This window comes from Methyloceanibacter superfactus (assembly GCF_001723305.1).
In the GTDB taxonomy this organism is placed as follows: domain Bacteria; phylum Pseudomonadota; class Alphaproteobacteria; order Rhizobiales; family Methyloligellaceae; genus Methyloceanibacter; species Methyloceanibacter superfactus.
Map to the genome: position 1 here is coordinate 13051 of NZ_LPWF01000025.1, position 16227 is coordinate 29277.

The following is a 16227-nucleotide window of genomic DNA, read 5'->3' on the forward strand; positions in this document are numbered from 1 at the left end:
AGTGGTTCGCGCACCGGCCTTTCGCCTAGCGTTAACGCCCATTCTGCTATCCCTGGCGATACTTCGAAACGCAAAACTTGCCGAATTCAAGCGGGGAGAATTTCACCTGCGACAGGTTCGGTGAACAGGGTAGACCATGTCTCCTTTGGACTTTGAACCAGAACCGCAGGTGCCGTCCGCTCCGTCGAGCGACGCCGCGACTGGCGACGCCCAGGAGGAAGCGAAGGACGCCGCCGCGCGCCGGCTCGCCAAAGACCAGTCCGAACCGCTGCCGCAAGAGGCGTCGGCGGAGCATGACCCTGAGCGCGCGCCGGAGGATGGCCCAGCGCCGGCCCTGCCCGAGGATGATCTTCCCGAGATCGACGAAGCGCTGCAGGAAGACATCGACAGGTGGAACGAGGCGCTGTCGGAACCCGATGACGGTGATCCGCCGGAGGCCGCCGACCTTTGGGCGCTGAGGCGCGCGACCGCGCAATCTAACCCATCCATGTCCGCGCCGGGACCGACGGCCACGGCGCACGATCTCTGGGCGCAAGCCCGCCAGAGCAACGAGCCCCTCAAGCCATCGAGCACCGCCCGTTCCCAGGAGCGAGCCGGGGAAGCCGAGGCTTTGGAGCGCTTGGTGCGGCTCAATGAAGAGCTGCGCGCGCGCGCGATTCCCGAAATGCCGGCTCCGTCCCCTCCAAGCGAGGCGCCTCCAGCCAAGGCGAAGCCCGCACGGTCGGGGTGGTCGCTCGCATCCATTCCGCCGGCGAAGATCATCAAATCGCTTCTGGCCCTGTTTGTCGCCGTGGCGCTCGCCTGGGTGCCGCTGTCGCGGCTCCTCTCGGTGACCAGCGCCGAGGCCACGATTAATGCGCGGTTGATAAACCTGCGCGCCCCCATCGACGGGACGATTTCTATTGTTGCGCCGACCATCGCCGTGGGCACCCAGGTGGAGCCGGGCGAAACCCTATTGCGTGTGACCAATAGCCGGGCCGACCGTCAGGGGCTCGACGAATTGCGCCGGACGATCGACGGCCTGCGCACGGAAGCGACAGGCTTCGAGCAGCGCGCCGAAGAGTTGAAGAAGACAGAGGCGGACCTCGCGGCACAGAGCAAGGCGTTCCAGACGGGCCGGATTCGCCAGCTCGAAGCGCGGGCCGGAGAACTCGTGACGGAGCTCAACGCCGCCAAAGCGCGGTATGAGGATGCACGAAAGTCCTTTGAGCGGGACAAGCAGCTCAGAGCAGAGGGCTTCCAAACCGTCAGCGCGCTCCTGCACTCGGAGCGGGACTTCAAGGTTGCCGCGCAGGATGTCGAAGCCGTGCGCAAGCGGCAACAGGCCAATCAGGTCGAACTCGACGGCGCCCGCAAGGGGCTCTTTATCGGCGACAGCTACAACGACCGGCCGCGGTCAGCCCAGCGGCTGGATGAGGTGAGCCAGCAGATCGCCGAACTCGCCAGTCAAGTTGAGGAGCGCACGTCGCGCATAGCCTATCTCGAGAGCGAGCTCGCCACCGAGACCGGCGCGTTCGCCAAGCGGGCCGAGACCGACGTCACGGCCACGGTCAGTGGCCGCGTTTGGGAGGTGCTGACCGCTGACGGTGAGAAGGTGCATGAAGGCCAGGATCTCCTGCGCATCTTGGATTGCGGCGGTGCCGTCGTCACCGCGACGGTCAGCGAGTCCGACTATAACGAGCTGTGGATCGGGCAGCCGGCGACGTTCCAAATACGCGGCGAGAGCCGGGAATATCCCGGGTCCGTCGTCGCCCTGACAGGCCTCACGCCCGCCGGCTCCAACTTCGCCATCGAGCAGGCGGCGCTGCGCCGGGAGCCGTACCATGTCACGGTCGCCGTACCGGGGCTGGCGGCACTGAAGGAGTGCAATGTCGGGCGTACGGGCCGCGTGACCTTCGACTCATCGGCGGCCCCCGCGCAAGCCACCCCATGATCCCTTCAACGGGCATCAGCTATTGGGATGCGTTCCTGCCGAGCATCGTTCTGCTCCTGCTGGCCTACGCCGTTCTGCCCTGGCTCAATCGCGACAGCACCTTTGCCCGCACCGGCGTCATCGCGGTGTGCATTTTCCTTGCCTGGCGCTACATGCTCTGGCGCATCTTCTACACGCTGCCCCCGGCAGGATTGACGCTGGACTTCGCCCTTGGCGTCATCTTCACGTCGGTCGAATTCCTGTCCATGGTCGGGGTGACCCTGTCTCTCTTCTTTCTGACCCGCACTCGTAACCGGACCGCCGAAGCCGACCGGAATATCGCCTGGCTCAAGTCCCTTCCCGAGCCGCCCCTCGTCGACGTTCTCATCTGCACCTACAACGAGGAAGAGTTGATCCTGGAGCGCACGATCATCGGTGCGCTCGGAATCGACTATCCAAACTATCGTCTATGGGTCTGCGACGACGGACGCAGGCAATGGCTCAAGGATCTCTGCGAACGGCAGGGTTGTGGCTACCTCACGCGCGGCGACAACAAGAATGCCAAGGCGGGCAATATCAACAATGCCTTGCGCCACATCTCGACACTGCCGCAACGCCCCGATTTCGTTGCTATCCTCGACGCCGACTTCGTGCCCAAGAGGCAGTGGCTGACCCGCGCGCTGGCGCTCATGCGCGAGCCGGACGTGGGCGTAGTGCAGACGCCGCAGCACTTCTTCAATGCCGATCCCATCCAGAAGAATCTTTCGCTCTCCCGTGTTTGGCCAGACGAGCAGCGCTACTTCTTCGATGTGGTTATGGCCTCTAAAGATGCCTGGGGAGGGGCCATCTGCTGCGGCACCTCCGCCGTGCTGCGCTTCGCGCCGCTCATGCAGATCAAGAAGTTCCCGACCGACTCGGTCACCGAGGACTATCTGATCACGCTCAGGCTCAACGAGATCGGCTACCGCACCATCTATCTCAACGAGCCCTTGTCGCTCGGCCTCGCGCCCGAAGGCCTCAGGGAATATATCTCCCAGCGCAGCCGCTGGGCCTTGGGCTTCATGCAGATCTGCCGCGGTCCCAACGGGCCCTTCAGCCTGACGTCGCACGCCCCGCTGAGCACCCGCGTCATGCTGATCGAGACGTTTCTTTATTGGTCGGCGACGCACGCATTCCGCATCCTCGCGATCCTCGTGCCGGCCGCCTATCTCTGGTTCAACATCCAAGCGGTCTACGCCTACGTCCCCGACGCGATCTCCTATCTGTTGCCGGTCTTGGTGGCAGGCACCTATGTCATGAGCTGGCTCACCCATCGCCGCGTGCTGCCCATCCTGGCCGACCTCAGCCAGCTTCTGATCGCCACGGACATCGCGAAGTCGGTGCTTGTCGGGCTCTTCCGGCCGCAGGGGCATAAGTTCGAGGTGACGGCCAAAGGCGGTGATCGTACCAAACGCTTCCTGCAATGGCCGATGCTGCGGATCTTTCTCTTCTGCCTAGTGATGACTGTCGGCGGGGTGATCTGGGCATTCGTGCTCGACGATAGCCGGCCTGTCGCCGATGCGACCGGCATCGCGCTCTTCTGGAGCTGGTTCAACATCATCCTTCTGGTTCTGGCGTGCTTCGTCTGTATCGAAGCACCGGAAATTCGCGGCGGCGTCGCTTCCGCAGCGAAGGCCAGGCCACGCTCACCATTGGCGGCCATAAGATCAGCTACCCGGTGGCGGACATCTCCGTGGGGGGCATGCGCCTGATGGGGGATCTACCCCCCAAAACCCACGAAGCCTTGGTGCATGTGGAGTTCGATGGGCTAGAGATCGATGCGCGCTTGGTGCGTGCCTATAAAGGCGGCTTCGCCGTTCAATTCATCCAGTCGGAAAATGCGCGGGAACGGCTTATCCGCCTCGTGTACGGCGGCAAGCACGGCAACAAGTCCGTCGAGATCAAGCCCGCCGAGGTGATGGGTGCGATGATCAACCGGGTGTTTCGCTAAAGCGCAAGGGCTGCACAGCACCGTGCTCGAAACCGGAATTTGCCGGGAAAATTGAAGACTAATTGGTAACGCGTATCGCCGATCATAGAGACTGCAAGAGGTTTGCCCGGCGGGATGCCGGGGAGACCTTTCCGCGACGCCACGGGACCGACGAGTAGTGCCGAATGATGAAGACGAACGCAGTCAAGGAAGCCGCGCCCGACGCCGGGCCCCAGCCGCACCACGCCGCCGCCCGCCGCGTGCTCGTGGCGGAGGACAGCGCCATCACGCACGATCTCCTGAAGCTGCTGCTCAATCAGCGCGGCCATGAGGTCGATGTCGCCACGGACGGCCTGGAGGCGCTCGCGGCGCTGCGCGAGAAGTCATACGACGTTGCCTTGCTGGACTATCACCTGCCCCACATGGACGGCTTGCAAGTTGCCGCCGCGCTCAAAGCCGAGGCGGCGACGAGCGCACACAGGCTGCCGCGGCTGATTGCCATCACCGCCGATCCCGAAGGTCTCTTGCGCGCCGAGTCGGGATGCGAAAAGTTCGATTACATTCTGCCGAAGCCGCTCGACATCAACCAGGTCGGCAAGGTGGTCGAGGAGCAGGCGGATATCGCCGACCGCGAAGCGGCCGACCAAGCCAAGCCGGAAGGGCAAATCCCGCCGCGGCGGTCGCGCCGTTGCCCTCCATTCTCGATGGCATGGATCACAAGTTCCTGGCTTGGCCGGACGACCTGGATGCGTCGCGGTTCACCAGCCGGGCGATGCAAGCCACTTTGGGGGATGTCCGCTTCGACGCCCTGGTCATCAAGGTCCCGGTTTCATCGGACGATCTCGCCATGATCTGGGACCGCAAGGCGCTTTACGCGCTGCCGGTGATCGATTTGACCGGCAGCCTCGGTGGCCGGGCAGACCTCGATGCATCCAGGCTCGAGCCGCACGAGCGCGATCGGGTTGACCGTCTGATCCGGCGCTTTCAAGAACGCCGCGCGCACCTCCATCGCGATCTCTTGTTGAGCGACGATCTGGAGGATCGGCTCTTGGGCCGCATTTTCGTGTCCGGCAAGCCTTTGACGGCGACGCTCGATTCCAGCTCACCGAGCTGTGTTTCCTACAATATTACGATGAGTCCGGATGTGCTGGTGCGCGAGACGGAGCGCATGCGCGGAAAGGGGCTCCTGAAGCGGGAGTTCGTCGAGCGCTTTCACGAGTGTGGGCGCTGCGAGTCTTCGCACCTTCATGCCCGCGACGTCTGCGTGAAGTGCCGCTCGCCGAATCTGGTTGTAGAGGAATATATCCATCACTTCCGCTGCGGCTTCCAGGGTCCCAAGTCGGACTTCCGCCGCGGTCTCGAGCTGGTATGTCCCAAGTGCCACCATGAGCTCGGAAGCATCGGCATCGATTTCGGACCGGTGCAGACGATGGTCATCTGCCAAGCTGCGGCCATACGGACGGCAAATCGGACATCGGCATGGTGTGTCTCGATTGCGACGCGCATTACGAGTGGGGCACGTGCCGGGAGCGTGATGTCTTCTCCTATCAACTGACCGATCAGGGCAGTGGGTTCGCCGAATATGGCCGCTCCTTCCTCGGCCTGTTCCAGAAGCCGCTGCGCTTCGAGGAGCTCCCCAATGAGTTGATCCTGGCGTTGAATGACGCCGCGAAGAAGTTCAACGAAGACAACACGCCATTCACGCTGGTGAACGTCTTCTACAAGAACGAGCGCGCCATCACGTCTGAGCACGGCGGACGCCTGTTCGCCGGAGCCCGCGATCAGTTCATCGCGAATCTCCGTGCGGCACTCGGCCATAACGAGCTCGTCGTCCGGGGGCCGTCCTCTTATGATTTCGCACTATTGCCGGGCATAGACCCACAGCAAGCGACGAGGGGTTTCCCCAATCTCAGCCAGCGCGCGGCGGGGCCGCTCAGCCTTGATCTGGGCGCGACGCTGAAGGCCTTCGGTCCGGAGGATTTCTAGCGACCGAGTGACGGCGGACTAATTGTCCGCGTCAGGCGGCGATGGCGGGCGCAAGCCCACCAATTTGTTTGCGACGTCGTCATAGTGCTCGGTTGGATCGTAGTAGGGGGTGGACAGTCCGAGGCTTTGAGCATCCAGCCGGCCGACGGCCGCCGCTAGCGAATATTCCGCCACGAGCCGGCCGTGCAGCGCCTCGACCAGGCCGATCTCCGAATCCACGAGCTCACGGAGCGCGTTGAGGACGTCGAGCGTCGTCCGCCGCCCGATGCTCTGCTCCTTGCGGGTGCCGACGAGGGAGACTTTGTTGTTAGCGATGGCGGCTCTGGCGGCCGTGATTTCCGGGCCGGAGGTTTGCAAGATCCCCCAATTGGCCAGGACATCGGAGTGCGTGCTCAGTCTCGCCGACTCGACTTCCCGCTTGTACTGCGTGTTGGTCTGCTTGGCTTGACGAACCCGGGCGGAGACGCCGCCGCCTTGATAGAGCGGCACGGTTACGCGGCCGACGACCGTCGTGGCTTCTTCTCCGTCGAGCACTCTGCTGAGGTCGTAGCGTTGCTGGTACTGCGCCTCCAGAGTGACGCTGGGCAGGAGCTCGCCCATGATTTGATTGACCTGATAAAGGGACGCTTCCTCCGTGTAGACCGCGCTCAGGATTTGCGGGTTTTCGGCGTCAGCAATGGTGTTGGCGTGATCGAGCGTGGTGGGCAGGCGCTGGAAGATCGACGGGGTGGGAGCAAGCCTGCCAGGCGGGTGGCCGATCACCTTCTCATAGACGGCGCGGCTTGCCTTGAGATCGGCCCGCGCCGCGTTGAGAAAGGCGATAGCGCCGGAAAGCCGGGCTTCCGCCTGCGCCATGTCGGTGCGGGTCACTTCGCCGATCTTGAACTCCGCCGCTGTTCGCCCCCGCTCCTTGGTCAGATCGGCGACATTCTTCTCGCGCAGGCGGACGATTGTCTGATCTCGCACCACGTCCGAATACGCCGTCACCGCGGCGAGCAGCACTGTTTGCTCCGCCTGGCGCAAGTCTTCGCGGCCGGCCTGGACGCGCGCCTTGGCTTGGCGCACCGCATTGAGGTTCTGGAAGCCCTGGAACAGGGGTTGAGAGACGCCGAGCGCATAGCCCCGCGGATGGGTGGTGCCGTCGCTGATCAGGTCGCCGTCAGGGCCGAAATTCGCCTGGGCGTCGGGATTGTTGCCGGTGATGCTGTTGTGGGTATTGGCGTAGCCTGTATCGGCCGAGGCGGTGACGTTCGGGCGGAGGCCGGACTTGGCGACGCCTACCTCTTCATCGATGGCGCGCAGTTTCGCGCGAGCCGCGGCCAAATCCGGATTGACCAAATAGGCGGAGGCGAGGGCCTCTTGGAGGGTCTCGGTCGCGCCGGATCCCGGCGCCAGCAGGAGCGGGTCCTCGTCCATGACAACCGCTTCAAGGACCGGCGCTGGCTCGACTTGACCGGCCTCGGCGGCGGCTGCCTCCACCACGAAGGATTCCGCCAAAAGACTGGGAGGAAGGCTGAGCTCGCCAAGCTGCGACTGGTCGCAGCCGACCGCGCCAAGCGATGCGGCGCCGGCCAGAAAAACCCTGGCAATGCAGCGCAAAAATGGCTCGAACGCTGCGCGCAAATCACTGGCCTCCATCCCCTGCAACGACTGGAGTAGAGGGCCGAAGTGGTTAAGAAGCTGTTAACCTTAATATTTAGGTAACGCCTAGAAGCGGCCCTGCGGCCCTCGACTTCAATAGCGCGCGAGCAAAGGCTGAGCTGGAGTGGCCGGTCCAGACGATCGGCGGCCGTGCGGGTTAAGCAGCCTTGGGTTCCCACGCGATTGATCCCTCGGCGAACCGAAAAACCATTTGCGCCACAGCGAAAGAATACCCGCCGGCTGGTGACAGATGATGTCCATGGTCAAGCGTATCACTACGCTAACCTTTCCCGAGAACTTTGCCACTCTCTAGTTACGCTTGTTTACATGTAACGGAGCTTTAATGCGTTGCCCAGACAGCGGTTCAGAACAGGAAGGCCAGAGTTGTTTTCGGCATGCCAAGTACTGCCTTGGAAATCGGTGCGGCGACGGATGCGCCGCCGCCGAGATTGATCGCGGAGCTGATGCAATCGTCACAGCGTGAAGCGGCGGAGAAGTCGGATGTCAGAGCGGACCAAGCCCAACTCGGCTGAGGAGACGACTGTCCTCATCGTCGAGGATAGCCCAACCCAGGCTGACCAGCTGCGTTGGCTTCTGGAAGAAAACGGCTTCGTCGTCATCGCCGCGCGAGACGGCGAGGAAGCACTTGAACTCGCCAAGGCCAGGATGCCGTCGGTCATCATCAGCGGCGTGATGATGTCGAAGATGGACGGCAATCAACTCTGCCTGGCAGTGAAGGCCGATCCGGCGCTCAAGTCCATCGGGGTGATCCTGGTGACCACGCTGTCCAGTCCCCACGATGTATTCAAGGGTCTCGAGGCCGGCGCCGACAACTTTCTGGTGAAACCCTACCAAGAGGAGCAACTCCTCTCGGGCATCCGCTCCCTGCTCGCCAACAGGGAAGGCCGCGATGCGAGGCAGCGTGAGGTCGGCATCGGGATCGAGCTCGCCGGCAAGCGGCATCTGATCAACTCCGGGCAGCAACAGATTCTCGACCTGCTGATCTCGACCTACGAGCAAGCGGTGGGGTTGAACCAACAGCTCGAAACCCGCCAGAGGGAACTGGCCCAATCGAATAAGACTCTAAACGCCCTTTATGGCCTGGCCGGCGGCTTCAATCACTGCCGGAGCGAGGCGGAAGTTGCCGCATTCGCGGTGAAGGGAGCGCTGAGCATTCCCAGCGTGCGGGCGGCGTGGCTGTATCTCCGCGATTCCGGCAGCTACCGGCTGGCCGGGCTGGCCGGGCTGGTGGAGCTCGACGAAGCCGCCGCCACGCCCCAGAAGTGCACTTGCCAGCGCATGCTCGACCACGGCGAGCTGACCGGTACGGAGCATATCCAATATTGCGAGTGCCTTGCCGAGACCAGTGCCAGCAACCCGCGCGGTCACGTCGGCATCCCCTTGACGGTCGATGGGTCGGGCGCGGACTTCTCAATCTGATAAGCGACAATCCGGACGGCTCGTTTTCGGACGATCAGCGCCGCATGCTCGCGAGCATCGGCATTCAGATCGGCGATGCGCTGCAACGGACCCGGTTCCAGGAAGTCCTCGAACAGAGGGTCGAGGAGCGGACCCGTCAGTTGCGGGCGGAAATCGGCACGCGCCGGCAAGCCCAACGCGCCGCGGATACCGCCAAGGAACGGCTGCTCGACGCCATCGAGAGCATCAACGACGGCTTCGCGCTCTACGGCGCGGACGACACGCTGCTTGTTTGCAACAGCGGCTATCAAGGCATGCACGCCTCGATCAAGGATCTCGTGGTCCCGGGCGCGAAATTCGAATCCCTCGTCAGAGCTGGCCTCGACTGCGGCGACGGCCCGCTCGCCAAGCCAACCGATGCGCAGTTGGCAGCCCGTCTCGCCCAGCATCGGCAAGCGGACGGAACGTCAACCATCCAAAGCCGGGGAGAACGCTGGCTGATGTGGAGCGAGCGCCGGACGCGCGAGGGCGGCGTCGTGGCGATCGAAACCGACATCACTGACCTCAAGAAGGCCGACACCGCTAAGGATGAATTCTTGGCAAAAGTCAGTCATGAACTGCGTACGCCGCTCACGCCAATTCATGGCGCGCTCGCTCTCATCCGCTCCGGCAAGATCGCGCAGCAGCCAGAGAAGACGAGCGAATTGATCGATATGGCGGCGCGCAATTGTATGCGCCTTATGTCGATCGTGAACGATCTGCTCGATTTCACCAGAATCAATTCGGGCCGGTTCAGTCTCGATCGCGGCATCGTGGTGATTGAGCCGTTCCTCGAGCAGATCATCCAGAATAAGCGGATTGGCATCGATCCGCCGACAATCGAGCTCAAGGTCGATCCTCGTGCCAAGGACCTGAAGCTGGAAGCGGACCCGCTTCGGATTCAGCAGGTTGTCGACAACCTCGTGTCTAACGCCATGAAGTTCACCGAGCCCGGCGGCCAAATCGAAGTCGATGTCGCCCGCCGCGACGGCTTGCTGCGGATCTCAGTCGTCGATCACGGCCCCGGAATTCCCAAGGACTTTCAGAACCGAGTATTCGACGCGTTCGCACAGGCGGATTCCTCGTCGACGCGCCGGCTTGGGGGTGTGGGACTTGGGCTCAGCATTTCAAAATCGATCGTTGAGGCACACGGTGGCAGTATCGGCTTTAGGTCTAAGGAAGGAGAGGGGACGACCTTCTTCTTCGAGTTGCCCTTGGCGCCCCGGAAAGGTGGCAAGAACAAGCGCGCAAGCGCGCCGGCTGCGGCCCCGAAGCGCGTATCTGCCGCCTGAATCCATTGGCAACGGTGCCAAACTCTAATGAAACCTTCATGCACCTGTGATGACTTAAATTAGTTGAGTCATCCCTGTTCACGGAGTTTGGGCTGCGGCCGTCGTGACCAGCCCTTGCTATTCGCAAGGGACCCTTATTGGACGAGGAAGATCCATGGCCGCATCGCAGGGTTCGGAAATTGACATGGTCACATCCCCGGCAGGTAGAGCGAGGGTGTCCTTGGCGATCTTGGTCGCCGAGGACAGCATCATTACTCAAGATCTGCTGAAACTTCTGCTCACGCAGCGCGGCCATGATGTCGATACCGTGGAGGACGGCGCGAGGGCCCTGAATGCCCTGCAGGATCGCCACTACGACATCGCGCTGATGGATTTTCACCTTCCGACCATGGACGGCCTGAGGGTGGTCTCGACGTATAAGTCACTGTCCGCGGACAAAGCAGCGCAGACTCATTTCATTGGCATCACGGCCGATGTATCCGGCTTCATGGCGCACCCCGACAACTGGGAGACGTTCGATCTCGTCATCGCCAAGCCGATCGACATTGCCAATCTGTGCACCGTCGTCGAAAATTTCGAACATTACATGGCGTGGCGGAGTCACACATCGGCCAAGCCGGGTGAGGCCAACCCGACCCCCGTCATGCTGGCCGAGGATGTCGTCCCGCAGACGCAAGAGACACCTGACACCCCGCCCGACGAAGGCATTGCTCTGCGCCGGGAGAAGCGCATGAAGATCGACCGGGGCACCACGCAGCTATTGCTCGAAAACGGCGAGGTCTATCCCTGCCGCGTTCTTGATCTGTCTTTGGGCGGTGCGGCTTTGGCGATCGAGGAGCGTCCGGCGATTGGCGAGCAGGTCCGCGTGGGCCGAACCGCCGGTCGAGTCGTCCGGCATACCTCCGAGGGAATTGCGGTCGAGTTCGGCAAGTAGGGGCATCGCCGGTCGCAGTCGGCTTACTGGCGATCCCAGATCTCGCGCAGTTGATCGGGTAGGTTGAGCGGATCGAAGGGTTTAGGGATCACCGCCGAAGCGCCCAGGGACAGATAGCGTTTGACCTCATCCTGCATGGCCTTCGCTGTCATGAAGATGACGGGTGTCTCCTCGGTCTCCGGAATTTCCTTCAAGCGCTCAAATGTCTCGATGCCGTCCATGCCGGGCATCATCACGTCGAGGAGAATAAGATCGGGCCTAAACCCGGGCGCCTTGTCGATGGCCTGCTGCCCGCTCTCGTAGAGTTCGACTGCGAAGCCACCGAGTTCCGTCAAGGCGAACTCGGCGATCGAGCGGATGTCCGGCTCGTCCTCGATATAGCAAATGCGCTGCAGCGGAGATGTCATGATGGGGCTCCGGGCCGGCGAATCGCGGGCAAGTTCGGCCTGGTTGCGGCCTGCGGCTACCTCGGTTCAGCATGACGCACCAACGTTGACGAATGGTTGAAGGGGCATCGGATTTGCATGCCGATCCGGCTTTGAACGGAAAACCAGGGCCAGCGGAGAGATCATGTCCCAACTGCCAACGCCAGTTCTTCCATCGGCGGAACTTCACCGGCTGCTGGCCGAGGATGCGCATTACGGCGACCTGACCACCGGCGCAAACCGGCACCAAGCCGTTCCAAACATGGAGGCGGAGGAGAGTTCTGGAACAAAAGTCACAGCGTTGAGGCGCAATTGCCGTTGGCCGGATCGGCCTAGGCCCATCGGCCGGCCGCGGCGCGGTCGGTAAACCAAATGACTTCGCCTTGCGGGCGGATATGAGAGGCCGGAAAGTCCGTGTCGCCCGATAGGATCTTGTCGAGGATGGCGCGCTTGCCCTCGCCGGCGACGAGGAAGGTGATCACGGTGCTGGCGTTCAGCGCCGGATAGGTGAGGGTGATGCGCTCCTCGACGCGGCCCCTGGGCACCGGGGCCACCCAGCGGGTGCGCTCTTGAAGCACCGGCTCACCCGGCAGCAAAGAGGCGGTATGCCCGTCCTCGCCGAGTCCGAGCAAAGTTAGGTCCAGCAAAGGCCGGCCGGCTTCCAACGTGTCCGCGCCATAAAGTCTCTTCAGCATGGCCTCGTAGCGGATGGCGGCCTCATCCAGCGTGACGCCGTCGGTGTCCACGGGATGCACACTCGCCGGCGGCACCGGCACATGGCCCAGGAAGGCCGCGCGCGCCATGCCGAAATTGCTGGCCGGATCGGATGGCGGCACGAAGCGTTCATCGCCGAGAACCCAATCGATCCGGTCCCAAGGCATTCGCGTTTTGATCGGTTCGGCGCCGAGGCGCTCATAGAGGGGCTTCGGCGTATTGCCGCCGGAGAGCGCGATGATCGTGCGGCCGCTACGGCCCCCGGCGAGATCGCAGACATATTCGGCCCCGGCCTCGGCCAGCGCGGTGGCGTTCTCATAGACGCGAAGCGTCCCAAAAGCGGGCGCATAAATGCCTCCCGGCGTCGATCGCGCGGACGATAGGGGCAAAAAGTTAAGGGCGCCGCAAGCTCCCCGGTCTAGCCTTCCCCGGTTTTCCGGGTTCGCCGACTCGGGCTAGATTTGCGCCGTCTGACTGCTACCGCTCGCCAGGGCTCAAATGACCCACGAGATCATCATCGCGCCGTCGATTCTGTCCTCCGACTTCGCCAAGCTCGGTGAGGAGGTGCGTGCCGTCGACACGGCCGGCGCCGACTGGATCCATGTCGACGTGATGGACGGGCATTTCGTTCCCAACATCACCATCGGCCCTGACGTGGTCAAGGCGCTGCGGCCTCATTCCAAGAAGCCGTTCGATGTGCATTTGATGATCGCGCCCTGCGATGCCTATCTCGGAGCCTTCGCCGAAGCGGGCGCCGACATGATCACCGTGCACGCGGAAGCTGGGCCGCATCTCGACCGCTCGCTCCAGATCATCAAAGGTCTCGGCAAGCGAGCAGGCGTGAGCCTCACGCCGTCGACGCCGGAAACCGCGCTGGAATACGTGCTCGACAAGCTCGACCATGTGCTGGTGATGACGGTCAATCCCGGCTTCGGCGGTCAGACCTTTATCCCGGCCCAGCTCCACAAGATCAGAGCCATCCGCGAGATGATCGGTTCCCGGCCGATCCGCATCGAGGTGGACGGCGGCATCAACGCCGACACGGCGCCGCTGGTCGTCGAGGCCGGCGCCAATACGCTCGTGGCCGGCTCCGCGGTGTTCAAGGACCGCGAGTACGCCGGCAACATCGAAGCTATTCGCGCCGCCGCCTTGAGGGCCCGCGCCGCGGCCTAATCTCTCAGCCTTTGTGCTGCCGGTAGCGCTCGATCAGCGCATTGGTCGATGAGTCATGGCTAAGCTTCGGCGTGTCCTTGTCCTTGAGCTCGGGGATGATGCGGTTGGCGAGCACCTTGCCGAGCTCCACGCCCCATTGATCGAAAGAATCGATGTCCCAGACGGCGCCTTGGGTGAACACGCTATGCTCGTAGAGGGCCACCAGCGCGCCGAGCGTCTTGGGGTCGAGCGTGTCGGCGAGGATCATATTGGTCGGGCGATTGCCCTCGGTGACCCTGAACGGCGTTTGCGCCGGTGGGGAGCCTTCCGCCGCGAACTCCGCCGCCGTCTTGCCGAAGGCGAGGGCCTCGGCCTGAGCGAACAGATTGGCCATCAGCAGATCGTGGTGGCCGGCAAGCGGGCTTAAGGGCGTGAGGAAGCCGATGAAGTCGCACGGGATGAGCTTCGTGCCCTGATGGATCAGCTGGTAGAAGGAATGCTGCCCGTCGGTGCCCGGTTCGCCCCAGATGATCGGACCCGTCTGGTAGTCCACGTGATTGGCGCCGAGATCGACATGCTTGCCGTTGCTCTCCATCTGTAATTGTTGGAGATAAGCGGGAAAGCGCGCCATATGCTCCGCGTAGGGCAGCACGGCGAGTGTCTGCGCCCCGAAGAAATTGTTGTACCAAACCGTGAGCAGGCCCATCAGCATCGGCAGATTCTTCTCTGGCGGCGCGGTACGGAAATGCTCGTCCATCGCGTGGAAGCCGTCGAGCATTGCCCGGAAGTTCTCGGGCCCGATGGCGATCATGGTGGAGAGGCCGATGGCCGAGTCCATCGAGTAGCGCCCGCCGACCCAGTCCCAGAACTCGAACATATTGGCGGTGTCGATGCCGAATTTCTCAACGCCCGCGGTGTTAGTGGAGTTGGCGACGAAATGCTTGGCCACCGCCGCCTCGGAGCCGAGCTTGGCCACGCACCAGGCTCGCGCGGTCGCCGCGTTGGTCATGGTCTCCAGCGTGGTGAAGGTTTTCGACGAGACGATGAATAGCGTTTCCTCGGGATCGAGGTCGTGCGTCGCCTCGGTGAAGGCGGCGCCGTCCACGTTGGAGATGAAGCGGAACGTCATGGCGCGGTCGGTGTAGGGGCGCAAGGCGAGATAAGCCATCTCTGGACCGAGATAGGAGCCACCGATGCCGATATTGATGACGTTCTTGATGCGCTTGCCCGTATGTCCCGTCCATGAGCCGTCGCGGATCTTGTCGGCGAAGGCCGCCATGCGGTCGAGCACCGCATGCACGTCCGGCACGACGTTATGCCCGTCGAGTTCGATGATCTCGTCGCGCGGCGCACGCAAGGCCACATGCAGAACGGCGCGGTTCTCCGACACGTTGATCCGCTCGCCCCGGAACATGGCGTCGCGCCGCTCCGCCACGCCGCGCTCCTTGGCGAGATCGAGAAGCAGCGCAACCGTCTCTTCGGTGATGCGGTTCTGGAGTAGTCGAGGAACAGCCCGGCGCCCTCGACCGAGAAGCGCTTCGCCCGGTCCGGATCGTCGGCGAAGAGCTGCCGGAGATGGGCGTCCTTGATCTTGGCATGATGCGCGGCAAGCGCCTGCCACGAAGCGGTGTCGGTCAGCTTTGTGGACCCCATCTCGCGGCCTCCCTTAATTCAGCGCTTTGGTCTTGGTCTCGATGGACTTCAGCAGGTCTTGCCACGAAGACACGAAGGATGCGGCACCCTCCTTCTGCAATTGCGCCGCGAGCGCGGCGATGGAGATGCCGGCCTTCTCGTAGTCCGCCAGAACCTCTTCGCAATTGCCGCCGTCCGGCGCCAGCACCCCGTCGAGTTTGCCGTGATCGCCGAAGGCGAGCAGCGTCTTGTCCGGCATGGTGTTGACCGTATTCGGCGCGGCCAGCGCGGATATATAGAGAGTGTCGGGCGCGCGCGGGTCCTTGGTGCTGGTGCTGGCAAAGAGCAGCCGTTGCGGCCGGGCGCCCATGGACTCAAGACGCTGCCAGCGGTCGGAGGCGAGCATCGTGCGATAGTCGCGATAGGCCTGATGCGCCACGGCGATGCCGAGCTTGTCCCGCAACGCATCGGGCACCTTGTCGAGCACGGCTTTGTCCCAGCGGCTGATGAAGATGGACGCCACCGAGCGCACGTCCGGGTCGAGCCCGGCCGCCATCCGCCGCTCCAACCCCTTCATGTAGGCGTCGGCCGCCGCCTTGCAGTCGTCGGACGAGAACAGCAGCGTGACATTGACGGTGACGCCGGAGAAGATCGCTTCCTCGATGGCCGGAAGCCCTTCCTTGGTGCCGGGGATCTTGATGAAGAGGTTCTTCTTGTGAGCCCGCCCATAGAGGCGCTTCGCCTCGGCGATGGTGGCTTGCGTGTCGTAGGCGAGCAGGGGCGAGACTTCCAGGGACACGAAACCGTCGACCCCAGCCGTCTTCTCATGGATGGGTGCGAACAGGTCGGCCGCTCGTGACAAGTCCTGGAGCGCCAGCTCGAAGAATAGCGCCTCTCCCGAGTACCCCGCCTTCATCAGCCGCTTCATCTCGCCGTCATAACTGTTCGACTTGGAGATGGCGTTGTCGAAGATCGTCGGATTGGAGGTAAGCCCCGTGACCGACAGCTCGTCGATATATGTCTTGAGCGTGCCACTATCGAGCAGATCGCGGGTGATGTCGTCGAGCCACAGGCTTTGCCCGAGATCGTGTAGTGCTTGCGTTGCTTTCACG

General features: G+C 63.0%; 15 protein-coding genes. 10 read left to right on the forward strand and 5 right to left on the reverse strand.

Translation table 11 applies throughout. The annotated features are described in order from the left end of the window. The first annotated feature begins 169 nt into the window (after nucleotides 1-169). The 6 genes from AUC69_RS07960 to AUC69_RS07985 all read left to right on the forward strand — a co-directional run bounded on the left by AUC69_RS07960 (nucleotide 170) and on the right by AUC69_RS07985 (nucleotide 5867). On the forward strand, nucleotides 170-1933 hold the full coding sequence (locus AUC69_RS07960) for an HlyD family secretion protein (RefSeq protein WP_069441688.1): 1764 nt from the start codon (nucleotides 170-172) through the stop codon (nucleotides 1931-1933). Then, nucleotides 1930-3663: a glycosyltransferase family 2 protein gene (locus AUC69_RS07965; RefSeq protein ID WP_244500161.1), complete on the forward strand. Its 1734-nt coding sequence runs from the start codon at nucleotides 1930-1932 to the stop codon at nucleotides 3661-3663. Before AUC69_RS07960 ends, AUC69_RS07965 begins: the two co-directional genes overlap by 4 nt. After that, complete coding sequence (locus AUC69_RS18450) at nucleotides 3618-3902, forward strand: PilZ domain-containing protein (protein WP_244500177.1); 285 nt, start codon at nucleotides 3618-3620, stop codon at nucleotides 3900-3902. The genes AUC69_RS07965 and AUC69_RS18450 overlap by 46 nt, the downstream gene beginning before the upstream one ends. A 164-nt stretch (nucleotides 3903-4066) precedes the next feature. Further along, entirely contained in the window at nucleotides 4067-4732 is a 666-nt protein-coding gene (locus AUC69_RS07970; RefSeq protein WP_069441689.1) for a response regulator, read from the forward strand. Continuing rightward, on the forward strand, nucleotides 4654-5436 hold the full coding sequence (locus AUC69_RS16985) for a TackOD1 domain-containing metal-binding protein (protein ID WP_141700667.1): 783 nt from the start codon (nucleotides 4654-4656) through the stop codon (nucleotides 5434-5436). The genes AUC69_RS07970 and AUC69_RS16985 overlap by 79 nt, the downstream gene beginning before the upstream one ends. Next, on the forward strand, nucleotides 5361-5867 hold the full coding sequence (locus AUC69_RS07985; protein WP_069441692.1) for a hypothetical protein: 507 nt from the start codon (nucleotides 5361-5363) through the stop codon (nucleotides 5865-5867). Before AUC69_RS16985 ends, AUC69_RS07985 begins: the two co-directional genes overlap by 76 nt. Before the next feature lie 18 nt (nucleotides 5868-5885). On the opposite strand, the gene AUC69_RS07990 is transcribed toward AUC69_RS07985, so the two are convergent. Continuing rightward, nucleotides 5886-7490, reverse strand: coding sequence for a TolC family outer membrane protein (locus AUC69_RS07990; protein WP_158008050.1), 1605 nt, complete (start codon nucleotides 7488-7490; stop codon nucleotides 5886-5888). Between the two features lie 519 nt (nucleotides 7491-8009). On the opposite strand from AUC69_RS07990, the gene AUC69_RS07995 reads away from it, so the two are divergent. The 3 genes from AUC69_RS07995 to AUC69_RS18455 all read left to right on the forward strand — a co-directional run bounded on the left by AUC69_RS07995 (nucleotide 8010) and on the right by AUC69_RS18455 (nucleotide 11192). Further along, nucleotides 8010-8948, forward strand: a complete 939-nt coding sequence (locus AUC69_RS07995) for a response regulator (RefSeq protein ID WP_069441693.1) — start codon at nucleotides 8010-8012, stop codon at nucleotides 8946-8948. A gap of 44 nt (nucleotides 8949-8992) precedes the next feature. Continuing rightward, nucleotides 8993-10258 carry an ATP-binding protein gene (locus AUC69_RS08000; RefSeq protein WP_069441694.1) on the forward strand — a complete coding sequence of 422 codons (1266 nt, stop codon included), beginning with the start codon at nucleotides 8993-8995 and terminating at the stop codon, nucleotides 10256-10258. 220 nt (nucleotides 10259-10478) lie between these two features. Beyond that, nucleotides 10479-11192: a response regulator gene (locus AUC69_RS18455; protein ID WP_244500162.1), complete on the forward strand. Its 714-nt coding sequence runs from the start codon at nucleotides 10479-10481 to the stop codon at nucleotides 11190-11192. Nucleotides 11193-11215: 23 nt separating this feature from the next. Here AUC69_RS18455 and AUC69_RS08010 read toward each other — a convergent pair whose 3' ends face one another. Together AUC69_RS08010 and pgl are read right to left on the reverse strand one after the other, a co-directional pair. Then, nucleotides 11216-11599 carry a response regulator gene (locus tag AUC69_RS08010; RefSeq protein ID WP_069441696.1) on the reverse strand — a complete coding sequence of 128 codons (384 nt, stop codon included), beginning with the start codon at nucleotides 11597-11599 and terminating at the stop codon, nucleotides 11216-11218. 350 nt (nucleotides 11600-11949) lie between these two features. Then, nucleotides 11950-12720, reverse strand: a complete 771-nt coding sequence (pgl, locus tag AUC69_RS08015) for a 6-phosphogluconolactonase (RefSeq protein WP_244500163.1) — start codon at nucleotides 12718-12720, stop codon at nucleotides 11950-11952. Between the two features lie 109 nt (nucleotides 12721-12829). Here pgl and rpe point away from each other — a divergent pair, with 109 nt between their 5' ends. After that, nucleotides 12830-13504: a ribulose-phosphate 3-epimerase gene (gene rpe / locus AUC69_RS08020; protein WP_069441697.1), complete on the forward strand. Its 675-nt coding sequence runs from the start codon at nucleotides 12830-12832 to the stop codon at nucleotides 13502-13504. 4 nt (nucleotides 13505-13508) lie between these two features. Here rpe and pgi read toward each other — a convergent pair whose 3' ends face one another. Both pgi and tal read right to left on the reverse strand, forming a co-directional pair. After that, complete coding sequence (gene pgi / locus AUC69_RS08025) at nucleotides 13509-14918, reverse strand: glucose-6-phosphate isomerase (protein ID WP_244500164.1); 1410 nt, start codon at nucleotides 14916-14918, stop codon at nucleotides 13509-13511. 231 nt (nucleotides 14919-15149) lie between these two features. Continuing rightward, nucleotides 15150-16226: a transaldolase gene (tal, locus tag AUC69_RS08030; RefSeq protein WP_069441698.1), complete on the reverse strand. Its 1077-nt coding sequence runs from the start codon at nucleotides 16224-16226 to the stop codon at nucleotides 15150-15152. Nucleotide 16227: the final 1 nt, after the last annotated feature.